This is a genomic window from Paraburkholderia sp. Ac-20342 (genome assembly GCF_017104985.1).
GTDB lineage: Bacteria > Pseudomonadota > Gammaproteobacteria > Burkholderiales > Burkholderiaceae > Paraburkholderia.
Window position 1 is genome coordinate 103,093 of record NZ_JAAGPQ010000005.1, and the last position, 23,529, is coordinate 126,621.

Consider the following 23,529-nt stretch of genomic DNA (forward strand, 5'->3'; position numbering starts at 1 on the left):
CCGCATCATGCATCCCCATCGATTGGCCGTCGATAAGCGGGTAAACGAGGATCGCGCCGGGAAGGCACTGGCAGTTATGCGGCTCATCAATCCGATGATTTGTCGCGCTACCCGGTGTATGGCCGGCAAGCCCGGTCACATCTTTCAACTCCCGAAAACGGCGTCAGCCTCTTGGGGGCGGGTTTATAGAAAATCATAATAATGCATATTGATTTCGATTTATAGACCTGCCCGGTGACCGGGTCTACCGTGCTGGAATCGGACAAGCGCATTCGGCTTGGCGATAGAGCGGTGCCCGAATAAAAGGGGCTGATCGTGATGTTGCATCGATCGAAGACTATAGCCGCCTTCTATATTCGCCATATTTAAAGAAAGGTAGGAGACATGGAAGTGGACAATACAGCAGTCGGCAGCAGGGATGGACAGCATTTGCCAAGACGGCATCGGATCGTACGGGGATCGAGAATCGTTATTGCCTCATCGTTCGGCGCGCTCCTGGAATGGTACGACCTGTACATCTACGCGGCGCTCGCCGGTACGTTCGCCCATCTGTTTTTTCCACCCGGTAATCCGACGGCGGCGATGTTGTCGAGTCTGGCGGTTTTCGGCGCAGCGTTTGTACTCAGACCGATCGGCGCGATCATTTTCGGCTATATCGGCGACCGGATCGGGAGAAAGCGAACGTTTGGCATGACCATCGTACTCATTGGCGGTGCAACGATGGGCATCGGCTTACTGCCGACGTATTCGCAGATCGGCGTTCTCGCGCCTGTTCTGCTGGTCGTATTGCGCCTCTTGCAGGGACTGGCACTCGGCGGCGAGGTGGGCGGTGCCGCCACGTACCTGACCGAGCATGCGGATAAGCGCCGCCGGGGGCTGGTCAGCAGTTGCCTGCAAATGACGGCGACGGGCGGTCTGGTGCTGTCGATCATCGTCGTGACGATGTCGCGTGCCTGGATGAGCACCGCGATGTTCGATAAGTGGGGATGGCGAATTCCGTTTCTCGTGTCGTTGATTCTTCTCTACACGGCCATCAAGTTGCGTGCGGGGCTGAACGAATCGCCGGTCTTCGAGCAATGTAAGGCTCAGGGAAAGCTCGCTCGCAACCCGATTGCCGCCAGTTTTCTCGACCGGCAGAACCTGAAGAAAGTACTCGTTCTGTTGTTTAGCGCGGCAGCGGGAGTCGGCGTGCTTTACGGCACCGGGCACTTCTATTCGTTCTACTTCGTGAGTACCGTCCTGAGGGTTGATCCCGAGACGACCAACGTCCTGATGGTCACGTCATTGATCGCAGCGGCTCCGTTCTATTTTGTGTCGGGGTGGTTGTCGGATCATTTCGGTCGAAAGTGGATCATGGTACTGGCCTGTCTTGCCGCCGCGCTCACGATTCAGCCGGCATTCAAGGCGCTCACGCACTACGCCAATCCGCAGCTGGAGAAGTTTCTGGCGGACACCGCCATTGACGTATCGGCTAACGACTGCACATTCCGCCTGTTCTCCCCAGCGGTTACTGCGTGCGATAAGACTCGCGACTACCTGAGCCTTGCCGGTGTCTCGTACAGAACGCAGCCCGCGGACGGCACCGGGATGGTCACGACGATCGGCTCGCAGCGGATTGAAGGGTTCGACGCCGCAAAGCTGAAAGCCGCGCTCGAAAGTGCGGGTTGGCGGGAACATGCCGACGAGACCCAGGTCAATAAGCCGATGGTATTTCTGCTGCTCTGGTATCTCATCATACTGTTGACCATGATTTACGGTCCGATTGTTGCCTTCATGGTCGAACTGTTTCCCGCGAACGTTCGGTATACGTCGCTTTCGCTGCCCTATCACATAGGAGCCGGCTGGTTTGGAGGCATGCTGCCGTTCGTCGTTTCGGCACTCAATCTTTCAGTCGGCAACATTTACGCCGGACTTTGGTATCCGATTGGTGTCGCCGCGTTGGCGTTCGTCGTTGGCGCGCTGTTTATGACCGAAACAAAAAATAACGACATCAATTAATCGGTTTAACTTCAATATTGTTTATTCGGAAAATCGTCATGAAGAGAATATTGATAATTGGTGGTGGGTTTGCCGGATTGTGGAGCGCCCTCGGGGCCGCACGCAAGATCGACGAACAGAACATGAACTCGGAAGTCGAAGTGGTGCTGGTGAATCCGACGGCCAATCACAGCATTCGGGTTCGGAACTACGAAGAGAATCTCGAGGAGACGCTGGTCCCTCTGGACGATGTGCTCGATCCGGCGGGCGTCTTATGGCTCAAAGGGGAAGCGACGGACATCGATTCCTCGGCGAAGCGTGTCACCGTGAAGGTCGACGGCGATGCCAGATCGATCTCCTACGACAGGCTCGTACTGGCCTCGGGAAGCCAGCTCGCCTACGCGCCGGTTCCTGGCCTCGCCGAACATGCGTTCGACGTCGATACCTACGCGGGTGCGAAGCGACTGGAACAGCACCTTGAAAACGTCGTGACGTCCACCGAGGCAGGGAGTCTGACCGCCGTCGTCATCGGCGCCGGCCTGACTGGAATCGAAATCGCGGCCGAATTGCCGAGCAGACTGCGCAGCCTCGCTGCATCTCGTGGAGATTCCCGGAGCGACGGTTCGGACATTCGCGTGATTCTCGCGGATCGCACGCCGGAGATCGCAACGGCTATGGGCGGCGCGCAACCCGTCATCGAGCATGCGCTCACCGAACTGGGCGTCGAGTTGATGCCGGGCATGGAGCTTCAGGCGGTGGACGGCAAAGGGCTGACACTGGCCGACGGAAAGCGAATCGACGCATCGACAATCGTGTGGTGCGGCGGGATGCGGGCCAATGCCTTGACGAAATGTCTTCCTGTCGAGCACGACGCACTCGGCCGCGTTCCCGTGAACGCATACATGCAGGTCGAAGGCGTTCGCGACGTATTTGCGGCAGGCGACGTGGCGCGCGCGCTTTTCGACGGCGAGCACGCGTCGGTCATGTCTTGCCAGCACGGTCGTCCGATGGGGCGATTTGCCGGGCACAACGTCGTCTGCGATCTGTTGGGTCTGCCGATGTTGTCGCTCGACATCGACTGGTATACGACCATTCTCGACCTCGGTCCCTGGGGGGCCGTCTACACCGAAGGCTGGGACCGCAAGTTGGCGGCGCAAGGAGCGCGGGCGAAGAAAGTCAAGGAGACGATCAATCGCCAACGCATTTATCCCCCGCTCACGAGGGATCGCGCAGCCTTATTCGACGCGGCGGCCCCGACAGTCCAGGCGCCCCCGCCTATTAGCCAGCAAAAGGGAGTGGAGTCGAGCGCGGAAGGATAAGCAGAAAATCTCAGTCTGAGATGGCAAAGATGACGGAAGCAGCGGGTCCGCGAGAGATTCCCTGACTTCCGTCACCGACAAAGAAAAAAACGAGACCCCTGGTTTGGAGACAGAAATGCGACTTTATATTTTCCGAAATACGCTCGGAATGGCTCTGCTATTGTCCGGTTATGCGCATGCAGCCGACTCTGTGAGCCTTTACGGAATCATCGATACAGGCATCGAATACGTTTCGCATGCGTCGGGCAATAGCGGGCTGGTCCGCATGCCGAGTCTGACGGGCGAAGTGCCGTCCAGATGGGGAATTCGCGGAAGCGAGAGCCTGGGCGGAGGGATCAGTACGGTCTTCACGCTGGAGAGCGGCTTCAATTCGAACAACGGCAGCCTGGGACAAGGCGGCCGGCTGTTCGGCCGCCAGGCCTTTGTCGGCCTCGATACGCCCTACGGATTGCTATCGTTTGGCCGCCAATACAACATGACGACATGGGCATTGGCGGATGCGAATGTCCTCGGCCCGAACATCTATAGCATCAGTTCCGTCGATCCGTATCTTGCCGTTGCACGTAGCGACAATGCCGTTGCCTATAAAGGCACCTTTCACGGTGTGACCGTCGGGGCGACCTACTCATTCGGCCGCGATTCCGCCGGCACGGGAAACACGCCGGGCCAGGGTACGTGTGTGGGTTCGGCGGCCGGCCATATGTCCCAGTGCAGTCAATGGACCGCGATGCTCAAATACGACAGTGCGAGCTACGGCGTTGCCGCGGCATACGACGTACAGCATGGCGGACCGGGCGCCGCCGTCAGCTTCTTCGACGGCATGCCGCCCACACCGTTGACCGGCAATATGGACAAGGACGTCCACACCACGATCAACGGCTATGGCATCTGGGGTTCGTTGAAGTTCGGCGGCGGATGGATCGGCCGGTACGTGACGACGGAAGGGCCCGCGCCCGAGGGACGCTATGACATGTTCTTTGCCAACGCCTCCTATCAGGTCACCCCTGCCTGTCTGATCGACGGGCAGATTGTCAGGATCGTCAATGCGCAGCAGGATACCCGAGCCACGATGGCAATCGTTAGGGGAACCTATTTTCTTTCGAAACGAACCTCCGTCTATCTCCAGAGCGGTTATCTGAGCAATAGCGCCAAGGCGAGCTATACGGTGAGCCTGGGCGGCGGTGGAACCACTCCGCCTGCGGGAACCAGCCAGCTTGGCGTGATGGCGGGTATCAGGACGAGCTTCTGAAGCGGAGATCGTCCATCCACGGAGCGGGGCATCCGGGCGACTTCCTGTGTTGCACGGACCCCGCGGACTCCGCGGACCCGTGGGCGTAACTTGCGTCAGGATGAGGACTCGTATAGGCTTTGAACTACGATCCAATAAATCCTGGTTGTTTATGTCCCACATCAGTTCCGGAGTCGAATACGGCTTGCATTGCCTGCTGTATCTGGCCGACTCCGATGTGTCCACCGGCGGGGCGAGCGTGCGCGATCTCGCCGAGTTGCAGGGTGTTCCCGCCGACTTTCTGGCGAAGCTCTTCACGAAACTCGCGAAGGCCGAAATCGTGGTCGCCACGGAGGGCATCAAGGGAGGCTTCAGGCTGGCCCGGCCCGCTGCTCGCATCACCGTTCATGACGTGGTCGTCGCGATCGACGGCGAGAAAGCCCTGTTCGATTGCCGCGAAATCCGCGCGCGCTGCGCAATATTCGGCGACGAAGCGCCGGGCTGGGCGACGCGCGGCGTCTGTTCGATCCACGCGGTCATGCAGGCGGCGGAAAAAGTGATGCGCTCGGAACTCAAGCGCCACACACTGGCCGATCTCGCTCAGCGTACCGAAAGCAAGGCGCCGGCCGCCTTCGGTACGCAGGTGGTGCAATGGCTCTCGGATCGGGCTGCCAACCGGCGCGGCGACAGGGCCGAACCGGTTAGCGGCCGCAGCCGCAAGCGTGCCTGATCAGGCCACCACGACGAGGCGCGGGTCCGCGCTTGCCAGTGCCGCGGCACGGTCGGCGCCGCTCGGCGGATAGATCCACACGCTGTTGATTTCCGTCTTCAGCTTCTTCGCTTCGGCACCGGTCAGCTTGACCTGACGGTCCCAGCCTTCCGTATAGACGGCGCCCCACGGCCCGAGGTCGAGGCAGGTCACGTACTTGGGCTGGCTGTACGGAATCGGCTCTTCGCCCAGCAGGTCTGCCGTGACGTTGTGGCCCGCCGAGCGGCCCAGGGCGATCGCGTGCTGGCAAGCCATCATCGTGTGGTTGCCTTCATCGTCGGTGGCGGCGCGGGCGCAGTCGCCGGTCGCATAGACGGCATCGAGGCCCTTGACCTTCAGGTTGCTGTCGACATGTAGACGTCCGAAGTTATCGCGCTCGGCGGGAATCTGTGCCGTCAGCGTGTTGGCGCGCGCGCCGGCGGTCCAGACGACCGTGTCGGCTTCGATGCGTTCGCCGCTTTCCAGCGTCACGCCTTGCGCGTCGATCGACGCCACGCCCGAGCCGAGCTTCCATTTCACGCCCAGTTCGGTCAGTGCCTGCGTGATGATCGGCCGCGGGCCGGGACCGAGGTCCGGACCGATCGCATCGTTGCGCTCGACCATGATGACGTTCACGTCCGCATCCTGGCCGAGAACCTCGCGCAGGCGGGCGGGCATTTCCGCCGCGGTTTCGATGCCGGTGAAACCCGCGCCGGCGACCACCACCGTATTGCGCCCGGCGCTTGCGGGGCGGTTTGCCAGGCCATGGAGATGGGTTTCGAGCCGCGTCGCGTCGGCGATCTGGTCGACGTTGAACGCATGTTCCTTGAGGCCGGGAATCGGCGGGCTGAACAGACGGCTGCCTGCCGCCAGCACCAGGCGGTCATAGCTCAATTCCTGACGCGAGCTGTCGGCACCGATACCCTCGACCGTCACCTTCTTCTTTTCGACGTCGATGTGGTCCACCTTGCCCTGCACGAACTGGACGCCGACGGTCTTGAAGAGGTCCAGCAGCGGAGCCTTCATGCCGCCGGGGTTTTGCTCGTAGAGGCGAGGGCGGACGTGCAGGGTCGGCTCCGGTGCGACGAGGACGATTTCCACGTCGGTGCGACCGACCATATCGAGCAGACGGGCCGAAGCCAGTGCGCTCCACGTACCGGCAAAGCCGGCGCCGATGACAAGAATCCGTTGTTTCATGTTTTATCGCTCCTGATCTGATGATCGAAGTTGAGGAAGGCATCACTGCTGCCGATAACTGCGATTCTATTTGTCGTAGTTTTGATGCGCAAGCTTTTTTTCTGAAGGGCCACTCGGTTAAAAGGGAGAGATCGGCGGATGTACGCGGATCGGATGGCGCGATCGGCGATCCGCCGGGGTGGCGTGAATCAATCCCGTCCGGCTTCGATGATCGCCTGCGCGAGCCGCTGCGGCGCCGAAAACAGCGTCTCGTGGCTGCCGGGACATTCGACGAGCCGGAACAGTCCCAGCCGCTCGGACAGGCGCGGATGCCACGGCAGGCTATGCGGCATCGCGGTGTCCTGCTGGCAGTTCAGATAGGATTTGCCGAGCGGCAGCGCCGCGAGCGGGCGGCTCAGGGAGATCGCCTCGGTAAAGGTCCGGTACGGCTGAGGATTGAGCTGCGCGTAACTGGAGCGCGCGAGCGCGAGGTCTGCATCGTTGATGAAGCTTTCTCTCCAGACCTCGAATGGCAGCATCAGCGCATTGCCGTTGGCCGCGGCCATCGCGTCGAACAGCGCCGCGTGATGCGGCGGGACCAGATCATTCAGGCACTCGCCGTCCAGCGGCACGAACGCGTTCACATACACGATGCGCCTGAGCCGCTCGGTCAGGCGATCGGCCACGCCGGAGATCACCATGCCCGCGTAGCTGTGACCGACCAGTGTGATATCGAATAATTCGTTATCCTCGATAAAGTGGACCAGCGAATCGATTGCGTCGGCGAGTCCGGTCGTGGCGCGGTCGTCGCCGGGGCGGTTGCCCGCGAGGGTCGGGCAGTGCACGGTGCAGCCGGCCGCGCGGATCGCGTCGGCCACGGCTTCGAACTCCGCACCGGTATGCCATGCGCCATGCACGAGCAGATAGGTATCGGCCATTGTTTGCCTCTCGATGGTTTTCGGGAGGCTTAGTCTAATTCGCGGCGCGGCTGTTGGATCGTTTTGTTCCGCCAACGGGATCGTCCCACGCTGCCAGTCGAAGCTCGCTCAGCGAAACTGTCGACGCAAGGCCTGCGGAGTCGCACCGAGATGCCGGCGGCACACGCGCGCGAAATGGGACGGGTCGGCAAAGCCGGCGCGGTAGCCGACTTCCGCGATCGTCAGCCGGTCGAAGCGCGCTTGTTCGAGCAGTGCTTTGGCGGTCGCGAGGCGGTTTTCGAGTAAGGCGCTGGCGAAGGTCGTGCCGGTGCCGGCGAGACACCGATGCAGGCTGCGCTCGGAAATGCCGAGGCCTTCGGCCAGTTCCTGTGCCGTCACGCGGGGCTCGGTATGACGTTCGCGAATCGCGTCGAGTACGCGCGCACGCAGTTCGGTGGCGGCCGGTGCCACCGCAGGGCCGTGACTATCGCAGGCGAGAGCGAGGAGTGCGCCCAACTGGTCGGCCAGCAGCCGGGCGGGCAGCGGCGGGCGCATCGCCATCTCGGGGGTGAGCTCGCAGGCGAAGCGGCTCAATACCGAACCCCAGCCGCGATGGCCGTCGATGCGCCGCGCGACGTGGTCGCCAGGACGAGGGAGCCAGCGCTCCACCCAGGCGGTCGGCAATTCCAGCGAGAGCGTGTCGGCCGACGACATCAGATGAAACGCGTAGCTGCGGCGCGAATCGACCAGCAGCAGGTCGCCTGGCTGCAACGCCGCGCGGTGGCTGTCCTGCTCGGCGAACCACGCGAAGTCAGTTTTGCAAAGCAGATAGAAATAGTTTTCCCGCGCGCGGGAAATCGCACGCGCGGTGCGATACACATGCTGCGTGCTGCTCCGTACGCGGTTGATGCCGATGCCTTCGAGCGGCGCCGATTCCAGCGTGCCGTGAAACGAGCTTGCCGACGCGTCGACGGTCATTTCCAGAAAGCCTTCACAGACGGCCTCGCGCCAGTAATCGAGCCGCTCGCGCGGCGATACGGCATCGGTGCTCCAGCGGCGGGTTGCCGGCATTGTCGCCCTGTTCATTCGAATCCTCGTTGCTTGCCGATCCGGTCGGATGGCCAAGTCTAGAGCGTTGGCTGAAACTGTCAACGCGAACCGCCTCGCTCACACGCTCACAATACGTCGCGTAAACGCCGAACCGCCGCGGCCGCTTCTGCGGCGGTTGCGAAGTTGGCAAAGCCCATCAGCAGACCGCCTTGCGGCGATTTGCGCAGCCGCCAGTGACTCAGTGCGTCGACGGCGAGCCCCGCGGCCTGAGCCGCCGCTGTCACGAGTTTGTCGTTTTGCCGTGGGGGCAGATGAGCGAGCAAGTGGAGGCCGCCTGCCTGGGGCTGGATCTGCAGGGCGCTTCCCATCGTCCGCGTCAGGGCCTCGAACAGATAGCCTCGCCGCTCGGCATAGAGCGCGCGCATCTTGCGCAAGTGCCGGGCGAAGTGCCCCTGCGCCATGAAATCGGCGACGATCGCTTGCGGCAAGATGGAACCCGGGCCGGGAAGGTGGTCTGCCCTGTCCCTGAACTTGCCGACGTGCGCCTCGGGAACGACCAGATAGGCCAGCCGCAGGCCGGGGAACAGTACCTTGCTGAACGTGCCGGTGTAGAGCACGCGTCCATTGCGATCGAGGCTCTTGAGCGGGGGCAGGGGGCGACCGTGGTAGCGGAACTCGCTGTCGTAGTCGTCCTCGATGATCCATGCGCGGCGATGCCTCGCCCACTCCAGCAGTTCGAGTCGTCGCGGCAATGACAAGGCCACCCCCGTGGGGCTTTGATGCGTGGGCGTGACGACCGCGAAGCGCGCTTCGGCGGCGCTTCGCTGGCCGAGCGCCACGTCGAGGCCTTCATCGTCGACGGCGATCGGCGCGAGGCGCATCCCGGCGCGTTCCAGATGCTGCCGGGCGAAAATGTACCCCGGCTCTTCATACCAGCCGAGGTCGCCCTGCTGTAGCAACGTATGGCGCACGAGTTCGAGTGCTCCCCGGTAGCCCGCCGTCACGAAGACCTGCTCGTGCGAGCACGCGATGCCGCGCGAGATGCCGAGATAGGTCGCGATGGCATGCCGTAGAGGGGCGTATCCCGCGGGATCGGGGTAGGTCATGGCTACGGTTTCCAGGCTGCGCAGGTTGCGTCCGGCAAGGCGCGCCCACGCCTTGCGCGGAAACTCGTCCAGCGCGGGCAGGCCGAGCTGGAAGGGCCGCACCTCGCTCGCGGCGGTCTGCGGGCGGTGGGATTCGTGAGCGGAATGGACCGCGGCTCTCGCCTTGCCCGGCTCGGCCAGGTTCGCCAGCCGGGGAGAGACAACGGTTCCCGCAGCGCCTCGCGCGACGAAATATCCTTCGCTCGACAGCATCTGGTAGGCCATTTCCACCGTGCCGCGTGCGAGGTTCAGTTCGCTCGCGAGGCTGCGCACCGACGGCACGCGATCCCCCGGTTGCAGCTTGCCGGCAGCGATCGCTTCCCGGTAGCGCCGGTACAACTGCAGATAGATCGGCGCGTCTTGCTCCCGGCTCGGCTTCAGGTGCTGCAAATCCATGACAAATGCCCTATTAATTAATTCAGTTTTTGGACCTATCGAATAGGCCATGATTGTCCTAAATTAGTGTCCGTATAACAACGGACACGAATACACATGAGCACCTTTCGATTGAGTCCTATCGATAGCGATCAGGACTATCAGGCCAGCTTTGCGGTCATGCGCGAATTACGCCCGCATCTGACCGACGCCGCCACCTTCACCGCGCAAGCGCGTCGTCAGGCCGGGCAGGGATATCGCTTGCTGGCCGTATGGCAGGGCGATCAGGTCAAGGCCCTGGCGGGCTATCGCCTTCAGGAAAACCTGTTGTACGGGCGCTTCCTCTATGTCGACGACCTGGTGACGGCTGCCGACGCTCGCGGCCACGGCTTGGGCGCCAGGCTGATCGATGCCTTGCGCGAAGAGGCGCGCAAGCAGGGGTGCACGAACTTCGTGCTTGACACGGGTCTCGCCAATTCGCTTGGACAACGCTTCTATTTCCGTCAGGGGCTTCTGGCCGTGGGCATGCACTTCCGTCAGCCGCTCTAGGTCGCGCACATAACCGCGCACGTAGCGAACCCGACTTCGTTCTAGCAGCTTGCCTTGTTGTAGGAGATTTCTTATGAGTAGCCCGAAACGTTTGCCTTATCACACCCTCTCCCCCGAAGCCTACCGTGGGCTCGGCGCCACCAAAGTCGCGCTGGATAAAAGCAGTCTTGGCAAGGAGCTGATCGAGCTAGTCTGGTTGCGGATGTCGCAGATCAACGGCTGCGCCTATTGCCTGGAAATGCATGCCAAGGCACTGCGCGCCGGCGGCGTGCCCGATAGCAAGCTGGATAGTCTCGCGGGCTGGCGGGTGAGCGAGCATTTCAGCGAACGTGAGCGTGCCGCGCTGGCCTGGACCGAGTCGCTGACGCACGTGGACCGCACGCACGCCCCCGACGAGGATTACGAGCCGCTCAAGGCGCATTTCAGCGACGTCGAGATTTCGGACCTGTGCTTTGCCATTGCATTGATGAGCGCATTCAACCGGCTGGCAATCGGGATGCGGCAATAACGCGTGCCGCGCGATTCAGGCAATAGCGGCCTCGCGCAGAGTCGTGCCGCGCGACGCCACCGGGTGATCGAACCTGTCAGGTATCTTCGCGCGTGGTCGAGCGGGATCGCATTCCGGTGATGCGTGCATCCTCGCGCGCTTCATGCCGGCCGGCAAACCATGTGTGCACCTGGCTCGCAAAACCCGCCGGGATGCCTTTACCGAGAACCCCGGCTGAGAGCCGGGCGAGACTGGTTTTCGCCAGTTCGTCGCGCAGTACCTTCTCGGCATTGAGCATGACCGCATGAATGCCGCACACGCCCTGAGTTGCCCATCTGGGTGGCTTGTTGTCAAACAGGGCGCAGCGCCCTCTGACTTCCTGACAATCGAACAGCGCTTTGCGCCCCTCGACCGCATCCACCACGTCAAGGACGCTGATTTCCTCGGGCGCGCGGGCGAGGCGGTATCCGCCGCGAATGCCGCCGCTTGCTTCGACGATGCCGGCCTTTTCCAGCTTCGGGAATATCTTCGCGACGAACGCGGTTGGAACGCCTTGAATTTCCGCCAGGTCGCGGCTGCTGGGCCGATGTTCGAGAGGAGCGACGAGCCAGAGAAGGCAGTGCAAGGCGTATTCGACGCCGGTTCCGATGTATGCCATAGCACGAAGTGCCTCAACAGTCTATAACGCAGACTATATCGGGTCGTATTATGGATTGCAAGCGAGCGCGGTGCGGGGCCACGCGTGGAGCGGGCCTCTTTACGCGCTCGCGCTCCGCACGGAAGTGGACGTCAATGGGCCGAAACCTGCCAGATTCGATCGCGGAAAAGACACGCATCTGGCGTCGCCTCGCTCGATTCGACCCATATCTAGGCCTGCCGGTCTGACGCGGCGATCGGCCTGGATTCGATCGCGATTAGAGAAGATGGTCCAGAAGATCCGGTCCAAACACTTCGCGATGGATTTTGTCGGCCGGCACGCCTTGCGCCAATAGTGAAGCCCTTTGAGCCTGCATGAAAGGCAACGGTCCACACAGGTAGAAGGTCGCATTGGCGAGATCGGGATCTTCGGCAACCAGCTCGCCTGCTTCCATGCGTCCCGATCTTGTCGGCGCGTTCGCGAGCCCGGTCGCCTCACCGGACTCCACGTAAAAATGAAGCTTCAGGTGCGCAAGCGTGCGTCCGGCCGCCTCGATGTCATCGAGGTGTGCCAGGTAGGCGCGGCTTCTTGCCGCATGGGCAAATACCACCTTGCGATGGGTTCCCTGGTTCGCCAGCGCGTTGAGTACCGACACCATCGGCGTAATGCCGACACCGGCCGAGAGCAGGGCAATGGGGCCTTCGCCGTTGAGCGCAGGGGCGAAATCGCCGAAGGGCTGGCTGACCGCGAGCGTGTCGCCCGCCTGGATGTTGTCGTGAATCCAGTTCGATACCGCGCCAACGGGATTGGCGTTCACCCCCCTCTCGCGCCGTACCGAGATTCGCCATGCCATGCCATTGGGCGCATCCGAGAGGCTGTATTGACGCTGCTGGTAGACGCCGGGCCGCAATTCCACCACGACCGTTACATACTGCCCCGGGTGAAAACTCGCCGGCTGCTCGCCGGATTCCGGCACGAGCGTCAGGCTGACGATGTCTTCGGCCTGCATGACGCGCTCGGTCACTCGCATGATGTTGCGGTGGCCGGGAGCAACGCCGGAGCGCTCGTAGAGCCGGCTTTCCGCCGCGATGAGTTCTCCAGCGATCAGCCAGTAGGCTTCGTCCCAGGCTCCCAGCAACTCGGGCGTTGCGGCATCGCCCAGCGTCGTGGCAATGGCACCGAGCAGGTGTTTTCCTACGATCGGATAGTGCGCGGAGGTCAAGCCCACGGAGGCGTGCTTATGTGCAATTCGTCCGAGGACAGGGGCGAGCGCATCGCTATTGTTGTAGTTTGCGGCATAGGCGAATACCGCGGATGCCAGGGACTGCTGCTGGGAGCCATTGGCCTGGTTGCCCATGTTGAACAGGTTGGTGAGCGACGGATGTTCCTCGAACATGGTTCGATAGAAGAGCTGGGTAATCGCTACGCCATGCTCTCTGAGCACAGGAACGCTTGCATCGATATAGGGCCTTGAATTCTCGGACAGCATGCGAATCTCCAGAAAGACATATTGAAAATGCATCAAATAAGGCAGAGAAGAACCGCGTCCCTGATCTGCTGGCTACTTGATACCGGTAAAATTCTATAAAACATGCATCAGAGATGCAACTTATTGTGTGTACATCCGGAATCTTGTCCCATAAAAAAGACGCATTCTTGGTACATGTTAAGATGCCGGCTTTCTACCAGGGGCGAGACGTCTCCCCTTGTAGCGCGAGTGCAAGCGCGTTCTTCGAGTGGATCCCATGAAGCTCACCGACTATACCGACTACAGTCTTCGCGTCTTGATCTACGTGGCCGTTCATCCCGATGAACCGGTCACGATCCAGCAGATCTCAGATGCTTTCAGCATTCCCAAGAACCACCTGGTGAAGATCGTCCAGAACCTGGGGCAGAAGGGATATTTGCTGACCATGCGGGGGCGCTCCGGCGGCATTCGACTTGGCCGTCCCGCCGTGGACATCAATCTGAAGGAGGTGGTGTGCGCCACCGAGCCGGATTTCGGCATGGTGGAGTGCTTCCGCGACGGCAATCGCTGCGTCATCACGCGAGTTTGCGGGCTGCGTGGTGTTCTGCATCGAGCCCTGCAGGCCTATCTGGACGTGCTCGACGGATATTCGCTGCAGGACCTCGTAGAGAAGCCCACGGCGATCAATCGCACGCTGTCTTTGGGGATACCGGTCGAGGACATTCGGCTGGCCAGCCGCAAGCCTCGATAAGTCTCGCGGCGGCTCATCTGGAGCGTCGTTTTGCCGCAGTCTACCGGTCGTCGCGCAGGCGATAGCCCTGCGTGACACTTCGAGCGAGGCGATGTTAAGTGGTGTTAAGCGGCGCCAGGTAGCGTTAACGCTGGCAACGCCGGCGGGCAACGCTGCCACACTGATTCAAGCCTGCTTGCGTGCTCTTGCGCGCGCAGACGCCGGCTTGTCATCAAGCCGATTAGCCGTGCGATCCGACAGCCATTTGACGACCTGAACCCCGTAGGCCGGGGGAGACTTGTCGGCGACGCGTCGAGCGAGGTCATCCAGTGTGTGCTGCTTCAATTCGCTGCGCATGGCTTTTTCCGCCGCCTGCATGACCGCGTGGACCGAGCAAACGCCTCGCGTTGCCCAACCGGGAGCCGCATGGTCGAAGATTGCGCAGCGGCTGCGGATTTCGCGGCATTCGAACAACGACTTGCCGCCATCGATGGCATCGAGCACGTCGAGCACGGTGATACGATTGGCCGACCGCGCCAGCTTGAACCCGCCTTTGACGCCTTCCGTGGCCACGACCAGCCCGGCCTTGGCGAGCCTGGTGAACAGCTTCGCCACAAACTCGCCAGGCAGGCCCTGAAGCTCGGCCAGATCGCGCACGCTGGCTTCTTCCGCGGCGCCGTGAGGGCGGGTCAGGTACAGCAGGCAGTGCAAACCGTACTCGACGCCCGTGCTGATGTGAGACATGATAACTAAGATAATTTTGATCGTAGTTATGAGGGTACACAACTTTGGCTTTGCCCGCAACCACTACACCATCATCGTATCCTGACGATTTTATAACTGCGACTTACATGATCGTAGTTATGGGATATACTTCCCGCGTAGCTCCTCTCGTCGATGTCCAGTTAAACAGGATGACGAAGTGCATTTGCGATTTCGCAGACCGGCTTAATTCTTGCCGTATGCGCCGCAAAGCGATAACCAGGAAGAGTCATGGATCTGCTGCGCAACATAAAAATTTTCAAGCGGGTGGCGGAAGCCTCGAGCTTCACCGCCGCCGCACGGCAACTGGAGATCACCACCGCCCAGGCATCGCGCGCCATTTCGGAGCTGGAGGTACACCTGCGCACACGGCTGTTACACCGCACGACGCGTCGCGTTGCGATGACGGAGGCCGGCAACCAGTATTTACAGCGCTGCGACGAGATCTGCTCGCTGATCGATCTTTCGGAGGACGAGGTACGTTCCACGCAGTCGTTGCCGGCGGGCGTGCTGCGCATTCATGCGCCGTTGAGCTTTGGTCAGACTTATGTGGTCCCGGCGTTGGTTCGCTACCTGGAGGCTTATCCCGATGTACGCGCCGATCTGACGCTTTCTCAGGAGACGCCGGATCTGATCGACGAGGGCTTCGACGTGACCTTGCGGATCACCAGCACGCAATTGCCCGATTCGGCGCTCGTCTCCACGCGCATCTGTACGATGCCGAGCGTGCTGTGTGCTTCGCCGGCCTATGTCGAGCGCGAGGGTACGCCCGAGAAGGTGGACGATCTGGCCGCTCATGCCTGTCTGCAACTGGTTACGCCGTATTTGCCGGTCAGCCGCTGGCACTTCGTCGGTCCCGACGGCGCGACGGAAATCGATCTGCCGCCGGGGCGATTGCGCCTGAACTCTCCCGAAGCGCTGGCGAGCGCGCTTGCGTACGGCGCGGGCATCGGACCGCTGCCGATGCCGTCCGCCGTGCCGTTGCTGACGAGCGGCAAACTGGTGCGCGTGCTGCCCGAATTCGAACTGCAGAGCATGACCATCTACGCGATGTACGCATCGCGCAAGTACCTGGACGCGAAGATCAAGGCATGGGTGGAATGCCTGCGTGCGTATGTGGCGCAGGAGATTGGCGCAGGTCGTATCTAGAAGCGGGGGCGAACGCTTCAGTCGTCCGCGAGCGGGGCCGGAATGTACCTGGCGCGCGGGCGCAGCATGAAGGCCTGAGCGCGTTGCTCGACCACATGGGCGCCCCAGCCGGCCGTGCGCGCGAGAATCCAGAGTGCCGCGGCGCTGCCGCGCGGCATATCCAGCGCGCGGGCGAGCGTGACGAGCGCAAGAGCGAGGCCCGGCGTCATGTCCGCCTCGGCTCTCACGCGCTCGACGAACCTGAGCATGTTCGCGACGTCCGGACGATCGGCGCCGCAGCGCGCGGCGAGAGAAAGGATCAGCGCCGCGCGAGGGTCCCCGTGAGGGTACAGCGGATGATTGAAACCGAACAGCGCGACGCCATGATTGCGCACGAGTTCGAGCTTCGCCTCCAGCGCGCTTTCGGTACACGTTTCGAAGAGTTGTGTCTCGACACGCGCCGTTCCCGCACCCGTCGCGTAGCCGACGTGCGCACCGATTGCCGAGGCGATGCAGTTGTAGAGGCTCGCGTCGCTGGAAGCGGCCACGCGCGCGGCGAACGTTGCCGGCGCGAGTTCGTGATCGGCGAGTACGACCAGGGTGGCGTCGACGGCCGCGACGGCCTGCGGCGTCAGCGCTGCGCCGCTCGCGCGCAGCGCGTGCGCGGCGAGACGCTCGCCCGGATTGCGCGCGGCATGGCTGCCTTCCGGTGACAGATAGCCGAAACATCCCGCGAAGGTTTCCAGCATCGTCCTCAATGCGGGCATCGCGGCGCCGTGTGCTATTTCGTGCTGGTCGCGTCCCCGCGTACTGAGCGCGATCGCGAGCATCGCCATGAAGTGGCCGATGTCGGCAGGAGTCATCGTGCGGGAATGAGCGTGCAGTAAGGTTGCCACATCGGCGGGCATATCGACGGCGGGCCAGTCGGCCTCGGCTTCCTGCCAGTTGCCGGTCACGAGAAAGTGCGCGACGACTTCGAACGCATGCCCGCCCATGGCGAGATCGATGGCCGGACGATTGCGGTAAACGGGGCCGCGCTCCTCGATGCTGGTGATGGACGACATCACCACCGGTTCGCCCCAGCGCATCGACGTCGCGGCCGTGACGGTGCGAGGCAGGCGTCCACGGCCGCGTGCCGCGAAGCGTTCGACGTCTTCCCGCGCATAGAGATGCCGGTTCGTGCCTTCCGCGGGGGTGCTGCGAATCAGGCCACGGCTCACATAGGTGTAGAGCGTCGCGGTTTTTACGCCTAGCGTCGCGAGTGCCTCCTCCCGGGTCAGGAAATCCTTCTTCGGTTTCATGGTCGATTTTCAGAATCAATCTTGATCGACTTTCGGCGAGTTCCTAGTATCACTGCCGAGATCGATTGATCGAGTATAGCTGCGAACCCAGGCGGGGCGAAGGCAGCCCGGTAATGGACGAGTCGCAGCGAAAAGAACCCCATTGAAGAGGAGATCGCAATGAGCGACGCCGCGCGCGAAGTTCCCAGTCCAACCGTGGCCGCGGAAAGCGGGCCGATAACATGGCACGTCGATGACCGGCCATGGGTTCCGTTGACCGGTCTGTTCATCAACCGGTCCGGCTACAAGACCCTCACCGATGCCGCCTATACCGGCAACGCCTACAGCATCGAACTGACATCGGTCGGACCAGGCGGTTCTTCGCCCACGCACGTCGAGCCGCACGCGCATCTGTTCTACGTGCTGTCCGGCCGCGGCGAGGTGACGGTCGGCGACGAAGTCAAGGACGTGAAGGCCGGATCGGTCAGCCCGATTTCGGCCGGCGTGCCGCATTCGTTCCGCAATCTCGGTGAAGATGCGCTCGAGATGCTGGTCGTCTACCATCCGCCGCGCGTGCGCAAGCCGGTGGCAAGCGATCGGCTCAATGCGACGGTGTGCGCGATCCATCGCGAGGCCAGGGGCATCGTCAGTATCGAATTGACGCCCCAGGCAAACGAGGCGTTTCCGCCGTTCGACGCGGGTTCGCATATCGATCTGCATTTGCCCGACGGCATGGTACGCAGCTATTCGCTTTGCAATGCGCCGGGCGAGACGGGGCGTTACGTGGTGGGCGTTTATCGCGTGCCGGAGAGCCGGGGCGGCTCGCGCTACATTCACGACGGCCTGCGCGTGGGCTCGACCATCGAAATTTCGAAGCCGCGCAATAACTTTCCGTTGCACGAAGACGCCGCGCATAGCGTGCTGATCGCAGGCGGTATCGGCATTACGCCGATTCTCGGCATGGTCCGTCGCCTGATGGCTTTGGGGCGCCCGGTCGAACTGCTGTATTGCGCGCGTTCGCGTAGCGATGCGGCATTCGTCAAGCAGATCGAAGCATTCGGTTTGCCGGTGACGTGGCATTTCAATGACGAGCACGGGGATCGGGTGGATCTGCGGCACTTTCTGGCAAGCCGTCCGGCGGATGCGCATTTCTATGCATGCGGTCCGGCGTCGATGCTCGACGACTTCGAGCGGCTCTGTGCCGAACTGGGGCGGGAGCATGCGCATGTGGAGCGCTTTGTTGCACGCGATCTGCCGGCCACGCAGCAGTCGAGCTATGAAGTCGAACTGCGGCGCACCGGGCGCAAGCTCGCGGTGACGCCCGCGAAGTCGCTATTGCAGACGCTGCTCGACGAGGGCATCGAGGTCGCGCATGGCTGCACGCAAGGGCTTTGCGGCGCATGCAAGACGCGCGTGCTCGAAGGAGAGCCCGATCATCGCGATTCGGTGCTGACGTCTGCTGAACGCGCGAGCCATGCCGTGATGACAGTCTGCGTGTCGGGCTGCAAATCGGGGACGCTCGTACTCGACCTGTAGTTCGCAGGGGTAAGGGCATGCACTGCTCCGCTAGAAGCACTTGCAAAGAGTAACAAGGATAATTATAGTCCGTGTTACATTGGGTACGCGAAATTCCGCGTCCCATCAACTTTGGTTTATCGATTCACTGGAGAGTGCGTCATGAAAATCCTGCACATCGATTGCAGCCCGAGGGAAGACTCGCATAGCCGGAAACTTTCGGCTGCCATCGTCGCGCGACTTCTCTCCGTGGATTCCGCCGTGTCCGTCGTGCGCCGCGATCTGGGCCGCCATCCCATCCCTCATACGGAGGCCGGCTATGCCACGGTGCTGTCTTCGCCGGGAGCATTGGCTTCCGCGCAGGCGGACGCGGCCACGCATCTGTCGGAGCAGTTGATCGGAGAGATCGAGGCTGCGGATATTCTGGTCGTGGGTACGCCGATGAACAATTTCACGGTGCCTTCCGTACTCAAGGCCTGGATCGATCAGATTCTCCGGATGGGCCGCACGATCGGCGTCGCGCCGACAGGGGAAAAGATCGGTCTGCTGCAGGACAAGCCGGTTTATATCGGCATTGCTTCCGGCGGAGTTTTCACGGGCGCTCGCGCGAAACAGCCGGACTTTCTGACGCCTTATCTGACGGCTGCATTCGGCTGTGTGGGATTGAACTCACTGCAGTTTTTCGCCTTGCAGGCCACCGCGTTTCTCGACAACGATCAACTGGCCGCGGAGCGTGATGCCCTGATCGCCACCATGGATACGGCAGGAATCGGCGCCGTGCGGCTGGAACGGCGCGACGGCCAACCGGGCTGATGGCTTTAACTCATGAAACAACGTTCACTCCAGGATGACACCATGCTCGTCAGAGAAGAGAATGCAATAGAGAGCGCTGGGCGCCTGGCGGTGCAAAGCATCGACCCGGCCGTATTCATCGCGCCATTGGCCGCGGCAGCCTATCCCTTCCTGCTGATGCTTTTTCATGTACTGGTCGGGTCTCCCGGGACGACGCCGACCGTCGTCGATATCGCCGCTGCGGCGTTCGTGCTGGTGTTCTCCTTTGCCGCGCCCATGCTCGGGATCGCAGTCGCATGCCGGCCGCACATTCATACCGGTTTTCGTCGTCTTGCCTACTTCAGCGTAGTCGCACCGACCTTGTATGTCTTTCTCGGCGTCGTGCAGACTTTGCTAAGCAGTCCCATTCCGGATCCCTGGGTCTGGTGTGTCATCTGGATCGCAGCTGTGGTGGGCGCGCTCCGTCATACCGGCGACGAAACGCGCCGCACCGTGGCGCCGGGTCTTGGAAAGTGGCGGGTCGCTCACGGCGTAAGCGCTGTGATCCTCTGCTTTTATGTGCTTTTCCACCTGGGGAATCATCTGACAGGGTTGATCGGCCCGAGCGCGCATGCCGCGGTCATGGATGTCGGCCGGTCTGTCTATCGGGACAGATTCGTCGAGCCGGTGCTGGTTGCCGCCTTCCTGTTCCAGATCGTCAGTGGTCTCTATCTGAGCTGGCGCTGGAGCGAAACACGGCATGATTTCTTCCGTACTTTCCAGATCGCCTCAGGTGCGTATCTTTCCCTGTTCATCCTGGGGCATATGAACTCGGTTTTCATCTACGCGCGTTGGTATCTGCACATTCCGACCGACTGGAACTTCGCGACCGGCGCGCCGACGGGTCTTATTCATGACCCATGGAACATTCGCCTGCTGCCGCACTATGCACTCGGCGTGTTCTTCGTATTGGGCCACCTCGTTGCAGGTTTCAGAGTCGTACTCAATGCCCATGGCATGGACCGACGCATCGTAAACCGGGCCTGGTTTGCCGGTGTGGCCGTGAGTGCCGTTATTGCGGCAGCCATTATCGCCGGCATGTGCGGTGTCAGGATCTAACGTACGGTAGTAGGGGCGAGGCGTGGCTCACACGACCTCGATATCGAGGCATGACGCCATGTTCTGGCGTCCTGCCTCAATGAATCACGGCTAAACGAAGCGCGAACACGGCCGGCAACATCGGCCGGGACGCTTGAATCGGTAAACGGGCTCGGTGGAAAAACACCTTGTCCGTTTTAGTGTTAATCGGGGCCGTACTCCATGAAAGGCCTGAACAGCGGGGATCTCACTCGATCCAGTTAAAACGCTGCTAGCTGCAATTCATATTTTGCGCTTCAACCCCAGGTGATTGGTCCACATAATCTGCGCACTGATATTCGCATAACGAGCGAATGCAGTTATTCAGAGGAAAGACCATGGGTTCCACAATCACCGAAAAAATCATGGCCCGTGCAGCGGGCCTGGATTCGGTTGCGCCGGGCGATGAAGTGATGGTCAAGCCGGACTTCGTGCTGGCATACGACTTCCCCGGCTACACGAATGTGTACTTCAGCCAGCTGAAGAAAGACCTCGGCATCGAGCGGATCGCCGAGCCCGACCGGTTCGGGCTTTTCATCGATCACATGGTTCCCGCGATCTCGGCCGACGAAGAGGTCTTTCATGGCGAGACCCGGCAGTGGGCATCGGAGAACCGTGTTGCGCTTTTCGAGCGAAAGGGCATCGGGCACCAGGTTGCCGCCGAGGCGGGTTATGCCGTTCCCGGCGCGCTGGTCGTCCATTTCGATCCGCATATCAGCCAGTTGGGGACGTTCGGGACCCTCGCGCTCGGCATTCACCGGAACATGCTCGAAGCCTATTCGCGCGAGCGCATTGCGCTGCGCGTGCCGCATACCGTTCGCATCGACCTCAAAGGCAAGCTCAATGCGGGCGTGATGGCGCGAGACGTGTTGCATCACATCGTGAGGCAAATCGGCTCGGGCGGCTGCCGTTTCAAGGTCATGGAATTCGCGGGAGTGGGGCTCGACGCCTTTTCGATCGAGGGGTTGCAGACGCTGACCGGGCTTGCGATGTTCACCGGCGCCATTTCCGCCATCGTGAATCCGGACAAGGAGCGCCTGCGCGTTGCCCTGCCGAGGGCAAGGAAGACCATCGAGCCGCTCTACAGCGATCCCGACGCGCATTACTCCGCGATTCACGAAATCGATTTGAGTGCGATCGAGCCCATTGTCGTCGTGCCGCCCAGCCCCGCGAACACACGCGACCTGCGGGATTTCATCGGCTTGCCCGTGCAGGCCGGATATCTGGGGTCGTGTGCATCGGGACGCCTGGAGGATCTGAGGGCGGCAGCGGCTGTTCTGCGTGGCCAGACAGTCGCCGACGGATTCAACCTCAACATCGTGCCGACGTCCCGGCAGATCATGCTCGATGCCGCGCGCGAAGGGATTCTCGCGGCGCTCGTCGAAGCCGGCGCCTTTGTCTCGTCGCCCAGTTGCGACTACTGCTACGGACGCATGGGAACACTATCCGCGGGACAACGCGCCGTTTCCACGGGCACGCTCAATGTTCCGGGACGCATGGGCAGCGCCGACGCGGAAATCTTTCTCTGCAACGCTGGCGCTGTCGCGGCCGCGGCGATCGAAGGCTGTATTGCCGACCCGCGCGAATACCTGTGAGAACGAACATGAGCCTGAAAAATCTTCGCGGGCGTATTGCATTCGTGTTTCCCGACGATGACTACGACGTCGACCAGATTGTCGGCGTCAAGAATATCCGCATACAGGACGCCGGAGAATTGCGGCGCATCGTGATGAAATCGATCGACCCCGATTTCGTCTCGACCGTTCAGCCGGGCGATATCCTGATCGGCGGCCACAATTTCGGCTATGGTCATCCTCACTATCCCCCGATGACCGCAATGCGCGATCTGGGCATTTCCTGCGTCATCGCGGAGTCGTTTTCGCCGGGCTACTGGTGGGGCGAAATGGCGGAAGGATTTCCGCAGATTACCTGCCCAGGCATTCTCGAATTCGCGCAGCGGTGGGATCAGCTCGAAGTGGTCTGGAGCGAAAACATCGTCAGAAACAGAACCTCGGAGCGCTCGCTGCCGTTTGAACCGTTCGGCGCTTCCGAGCTTCAGATCATCGGCGAGGGCGGTCTTGTCAAATATCTCCAGTCTTTATCTTCCAGCCGCCCGTGATAGGCGCTCAAGCAATGACAACACTCCTACCCATTCGACAATCCGGTGAAGTATCGACTGTCCTCAGAGGCGCGGCGAACGAAACCCGTGCCCTCGTCATTCCCGGTGCGTACGACGCGTTTAGCGCGAAGCTCGTCGAGAGCGCGGGATTTGGCGCCGTCTATGTCGGCAGCTATGCGACTGCGGCCGCCGCCTACGGCATGCCCGACGTCGGCAGCCTGACGCTGGACCAGCTCGTCGACCATGCGCGAAAAGTCGTCTCGGCGGTTTCGGTGCCGGTGATCGCCGACGCCGAAGGCGGTTTCTTCGAGCCCGGCAATATCTGGCGCACGGTACGCGAATTCGAGCAGGCTGGTGTCGCGGCCATTCATATCGAAGACCACGCCGGCGGCAAACACACCCATTTGCCGCAACGTCTGATTCCGCTCGAGCAGATGCTCGCGCGACTGCGCGCGGCGCTCGACGCGCGCAGTTCCGCGGACTTCATCATCATGGCAAGAACCGATGCGATGTGGGCGCTGCAAGACGAGAACGAAGCGATTCGCCGTATCAGGGCCTTCGCGGAGATCGGCATCGAGTACATTTTCGCCAATGGCGCGACGCCGGAAACGTTGCGGCGAATTCGCAGGATGGTGCCCGCGAAATACGTCACCATCGGTCATCCCTCGGTGACCGATCGCAGCCAATGGGACGGCGCCGCGGATATCGTCCTCGATTACGGATTCTGCCTGCAAGCCGTGGCGAAATCGCTGGGGGCGGCGCTGGCAACCTATCGAAGCTCGTCGGATACGAGCCGCACCGACGCTTATATCGAACCTGCCGATGTGTTCGAAGCACGTCTCGGCTACGGCGCGTTTACGGAGCGGGCGAATCGCTATATCTGATCCGCCCACTCACCGGATCGCGCGTATGCCGCGCGCGATCCGGCTTCTCCCTGGCCGACCTCAGCGCCGGATAACCGCGAAAACCATCCGGCCAGCGCGGAGGTTGCGCAATCCAATGATCAGGATG

At 61.6% G+C, this 23,529-nt stretch carries 22 protein-coding genes and 1 pseudogene; 15 read left to right on the forward strand and 8 right to left on the reverse strand.

The window, feature by feature from the left end; genetic code table 11:
* Positions 1–384: 384 nt before the first annotated feature.
* The 4 genes from G3N58_RS03515 (at position 385) to G3N58_RS03530 (ending at position 5,254) form a co-directional block, all read left to right on the forward strand.
* Entirely contained in the window at positions 385–1,998 is a 1,614-nt protein-coding gene (locus G3N58_RS03515; RefSeq protein ID WP_167282946.1) for an MFS transporter, read from the forward strand.
* Positions 1,999–2,036: 38 nt separating this feature from the next.
* Entirely contained in the window at positions 2,037–3,296 is a 1,260-nt protein-coding gene (locus G3N58_RS03520; protein WP_205998488.1) for an FAD-dependent oxidoreductase, read from the forward strand.
* A 148-nt stretch (positions 3,297–3,444) separates the two neighbouring features.
* The gene (locus G3N58_RS03525; RefSeq protein ID WP_167047209.1) at positions 3,445–4,545 is read left to right on the forward strand and encodes a porin; all 1,101 of its coding nucleotides are present in this window, start codon (positions 3,445–3,447) and stop codon (positions 4,543–4,545) included.
* 151 nt (positions 4,546–4,696) lie between these two features.
* A complete protein-coding gene (locus G3N58_RS03530; RefSeq protein WP_167046957.1) occupies positions 4,697–5,254 on the forward strand; it encodes an Rrf2 family transcriptional regulator in 558 nt (185 codons plus the stop codon).
* Here G3N58_RS03530 and G3N58_RS03535 read toward each other — a convergent pair whose 3' ends face one another.
* The 4 genes from G3N58_RS03535 to G3N58_RS03550 form a co-directional block, all read right to left on the reverse strand.
* Positions 5,255–6,469 carry an NAD(P)/FAD-dependent oxidoreductase gene (locus G3N58_RS03535; RefSeq protein ID WP_205998489.1) on the reverse strand — a complete coding sequence of 405 codons (1,215 nt, stop codon included), beginning with the start codon at positions 6,467–6,469 and terminating at the stop codon, positions 5,255–5,257.
* Positions 6,470–6,657: 188 nt separating this feature from the next.
* Positions 6,658–7,386 carry an alpha/beta hydrolase gene (locus tag G3N58_RS03540; RefSeq protein WP_167046951.1) on the reverse strand — a complete coding sequence of 243 codons (729 nt, stop codon included), beginning with the start codon at positions 7,384–7,386 and terminating at the stop codon, positions 6,658–6,660.
* 108 nt (positions 7,387–7,494) lie between these two features.
* Positions 7,495–8,451 carry a helix-turn-helix domain-containing protein gene (locus G3N58_RS03545; protein WP_205988505.1) on the reverse strand — a complete coding sequence of 319 codons (957 nt, stop codon included), beginning with the start codon at positions 8,449–8,451 and terminating at the stop codon, positions 7,495–7,497.
* Positions 8,452–8,540: 89 nt separating this feature from the next.
* Positions 8,541–9,956 carry a PLP-dependent aminotransferase family protein gene (locus tag G3N58_RS03550; RefSeq protein ID WP_205998490.1) on the reverse strand — a complete coding sequence of 472 codons (1,416 nt, stop codon included), beginning with the start codon at positions 9,954–9,956 and terminating at the stop codon, positions 8,541–8,543.
* Between the two features lie 96 nt (positions 9,957–10,052).
* Here G3N58_RS03550 and G3N58_RS03555 point away from each other — a divergent pair, with 96 nt between their 5' ends.
* Both G3N58_RS03555 and G3N58_RS03560 read left to right on the forward strand, forming a co-directional pair.
* A complete protein-coding gene (locus tag G3N58_RS03555; protein WP_205998491.1) occupies positions 10,053–10,484 on the forward strand; it encodes a GNAT family N-acetyltransferase in 432 nt (143 codons plus the stop codon).
* 73 nt (positions 10,485–10,557) lie between these two features.
* On the forward strand, positions 10,558–10,992 hold the full coding sequence (locus G3N58_RS03560; protein WP_167046942.1) for a carboxymuconolactone decarboxylase family protein: 435 nt from the start codon (positions 10,558–10,560) through the stop codon (positions 10,990–10,992).
* Positions 10,993–11,068: 76 nt separating this feature from the next.
* Here the strand turns inward: G3N58_RS03560 and G3N58_RS03565 are convergent, their stop codons facing one another.
* Both G3N58_RS03565 and G3N58_RS03570 read right to left on the reverse strand, forming a co-directional pair.
* Positions 11,069–11,629, reverse strand: a complete 561-nt coding sequence (locus G3N58_RS03565; protein ID WP_167046939.1) for an Rrf2 family transcriptional regulator — start codon at positions 11,627–11,629, stop codon at positions 11,069–11,071.
* Between the two features lie 256 nt (positions 11,630–11,885).
* A complete protein-coding gene (locus tag G3N58_RS03570) occupies positions 11,886–13,097 on the reverse strand; it encodes a globin domain-containing protein (protein WP_205998492.1) in 1,212 nt (403 codons plus the stop codon).
* Positions 13,098–13,353: 256 nt separating this feature from the next.
* On the opposite strand from G3N58_RS03570, the gene G3N58_RS03575 reads away from it, so the two are divergent.
* Positions 13,354–13,827, forward strand: a complete 474-nt coding sequence (locus G3N58_RS03575; protein WP_167046933.1) for an Rrf2 family transcriptional regulator — start codon at positions 13,354–13,356, stop codon at positions 13,825–13,827.
* Between the two features lie 165 nt (positions 13,828–13,992).
* Here the strand turns inward: G3N58_RS03575 and G3N58_RS03580 are convergent, their stop codons facing one another.
* Complete coding sequence (locus G3N58_RS03580) at positions 13,993–14,550, reverse strand: Rrf2 family transcriptional regulator (RefSeq protein ID WP_167046930.1); 558 nt, start codon at positions 14,548–14,550, stop codon at positions 13,993–13,995.
* Positions 14,551–14,799: 249 nt separating this feature from the next.
* Here G3N58_RS03580 and G3N58_RS03585 point away from each other — a divergent pair, with 249 nt between their 5' ends.
* The gene (locus G3N58_RS03585) at positions 14,800–15,717 is read left to right on the forward strand and encodes a LysR family transcriptional regulator (protein WP_167046928.1); all 918 of its coding nucleotides are present in this window, start codon (positions 14,800–14,802) and stop codon (positions 15,715–15,717) included.
* A gap of 17 nt (positions 15,718–15,734) precedes the next feature.
* Here G3N58_RS03585 and G3N58_RS03590 read toward each other — a convergent pair whose 3' ends face one another.
* On the reverse strand, positions 15,735–16,997 hold the full coding sequence (locus G3N58_RS03590; RefSeq protein WP_241016967.1) for a citrate synthase: 1,263 nt from the start codon (positions 16,995–16,997) through the stop codon (positions 15,735–15,737).
* A gap of 159 nt (positions 16,998–17,156) precedes the next feature.
* On the opposite strand from G3N58_RS03590, the pseudogene G3N58_RS33980 reads away from it, so the two are divergent.
* From G3N58_RS33980 to G3N58_RS03620, 7 genes and pseudogenes are all read left to right on the forward strand, one after another.
* Positions 17,157–17,546 (forward strand): annotated as a pseudogene (locus G3N58_RS33980) (cupin domain-containing protein); the annotation flags it as partial.
* 15 nt (positions 17,547–17,561) lie between these two features.
* Positions 17,562–18,512, forward strand: a complete 951-nt coding sequence (locus G3N58_RS03595) for a PDR/VanB family oxidoreductase (RefSeq protein ID WP_345889852.1) — start codon at positions 17,562–17,564, stop codon at positions 18,510–18,512.
* 141 nt (positions 18,513–18,653) lie between these two features.
* Complete coding sequence (locus G3N58_RS03600; RefSeq protein WP_167046922.1) at positions 18,654–19,304, forward strand: NAD(P)H-dependent oxidoreductase; 651 nt, start codon at positions 18,654–18,656, stop codon at positions 19,302–19,304.
* 12 nt (positions 19,305–19,316) lie between these two features.
* Positions 19,317–20,381 carry a hypothetical protein gene (locus G3N58_RS03605; RefSeq protein ID WP_205193195.1) on the forward strand — a complete coding sequence of 355 codons (1,065 nt, stop codon included), beginning with the start codon at positions 19,317–19,319 and terminating at the stop codon, positions 20,379–20,381.
* Between the two features lie 356 nt (positions 20,382–20,737).
* Positions 20,738–21,994: an aconitase family protein gene (locus G3N58_RS03610; RefSeq protein WP_205998493.1), complete on the forward strand. Its 1,257-nt coding sequence runs from the start codon at positions 20,738–20,740 to the stop codon at positions 21,992–21,994.
* Positions 21,995–22,002: 8 nt separating this feature from the next.
* Complete coding sequence (locus tag G3N58_RS03615) at positions 22,003–22,518, forward strand: 3-isopropylmalate dehydratase (RefSeq protein WP_167046916.1); 516 nt, start codon at positions 22,003–22,005, stop codon at positions 22,516–22,518.
* A gap of 14 nt (positions 22,519–22,532) precedes the next feature.
* Positions 22,533–23,402, forward strand: a complete 870-nt coding sequence (locus G3N58_RS03620; RefSeq protein ID WP_205998494.1) for an isocitrate lyase/PEP mutase family protein — start codon at positions 22,533–22,535, stop codon at positions 23,400–23,402.
* The last annotated feature ends 127 nt before the right edge of the window (positions 23,403–23,529 follow it).

Coding starts and splice junctions, on each gene's coding strand:
- G3N58_RS03515 (WP_167282946.1), top strand. CDS start 385: ATGGAAGTGGACAATACAGCAGTCGGCAGCAGGGATGGACAGCATTTG.
- G3N58_RS03520 (WP_205998488.1), top strand. CDS start 2,037: ATGAAGAGAATATTGATAATTGGTGGTGGGTTTGCCGGATTGTGGAGC.
- G3N58_RS03525 (WP_167047209.1), top strand. CDS start 3,445: ATGGCTCTGCTATTGTCCGGTTATGCGCATGCAGCCGACTCTGTGAGC.
- G3N58_RS03530 (WP_167046957.1), top strand. CDS start 4,697: ATGTCCCACATCAGTTCCGGAGTCGAATACGGCTTGCATTGCCTGCTG.
- G3N58_RS03535 (WP_205998489.1), bottom strand. CDS start 6,469: ATGAAACAACGGATTCTTGTCATCGGCGCCGGCTTTGCCGGTACGTGG.
- G3N58_RS03540 (WP_167046951.1), bottom strand. CDS start 7,386: ATGGCCGATACCTATCTGCTCGTGCATGGCGCATGGCATACCGGTGCG.
- G3N58_RS03545 (WP_205988505.1), bottom strand. CDS start 8,451: ATGAACAGGGCGACAATGCCGGCAACCCGCCGCTGGAGCACCGATGCC.
- G3N58_RS03550 (WP_205998490.1), bottom strand. CDS start 9,956: ATGGATTTGCAGCACCTGAAGCCGAGCCGGGAGCAAGACGCGCCGATC.
- G3N58_RS03555 (WP_205998491.1), top strand. CDS start 10,053: ATGAGCACCTTTCGATTGAGTCCTATCGATAGCGATCAGGACTATCAG.
- G3N58_RS03560 (WP_167046942.1), top strand. CDS start 10,558: ATGAGTAGCCCGAAACGTTTGCCTTATCACACCCTCTCCCCCGAAGCC.
- G3N58_RS03565 (WP_167046939.1), bottom strand. CDS start 11,629: ATGGCATACATCGGAACCGGCGTCGAATACGCCTTGCACTGCCTTCTC.
- G3N58_RS03570 (WP_205998492.1), bottom strand. CDS start 13,097: ATGCTGTCCGAGAATTCAAGGCCCTATATCGATGCAAGCGTTCCTGTG.
- G3N58_RS03575 (WP_167046933.1), top strand. CDS start 13,354: ATGAAGCTCACCGACTATACCGACTACAGTCTTCGCGTCTTGATCTAC.
- G3N58_RS03580 (WP_167046930.1), bottom strand. CDS start 14,550: ATGTCTCACATCAGCACGGGCGTCGAGTACGGTTTGCACTGCCTGCTG.
- G3N58_RS03585 (WP_167046928.1), top strand. CDS start 14,800: ATGGATCTGCTGCGCAACATAAAAATTTTCAAGCGGGTGGCGGAAGCC.
- G3N58_RS03590 (WP_241016967.1), bottom strand. CDS start 16,997: ATGAAACCGAAGAAGGATTTCCTGACCCGGGAGGAGGCACTCGCGACG.
- G3N58_RS03600 (WP_167046922.1), top strand. CDS start 18,654: ATGAAAATCCTGCACATCGATTGCAGCCCGAGGGAAGACTCGCATAGC.
- G3N58_RS03605 (WP_205193195.1), top strand. CDS start 19,317: ATGAAACAACGTTCACTCCAGGATGACACCATGCTCGTCAGAGAAGAG.
- G3N58_RS03610 (WP_205998493.1), top strand. CDS start 20,738: ATGGGTTCCACAATCACCGAAAAAATCATGGCCCGTGCAGCGGGCCTG.
- G3N58_RS03615 (WP_167046916.1), top strand. CDS start 22,003: ATGAGCCTGAAAAATCTTCGCGGGCGTATTGCATTCGTGTTTCCCGAC.
- G3N58_RS03620 (WP_205998494.1), top strand. CDS start 22,533: ATGACAACACTCCTACCCATTCGACAATCCGGTGAAGTATCGACTGTC.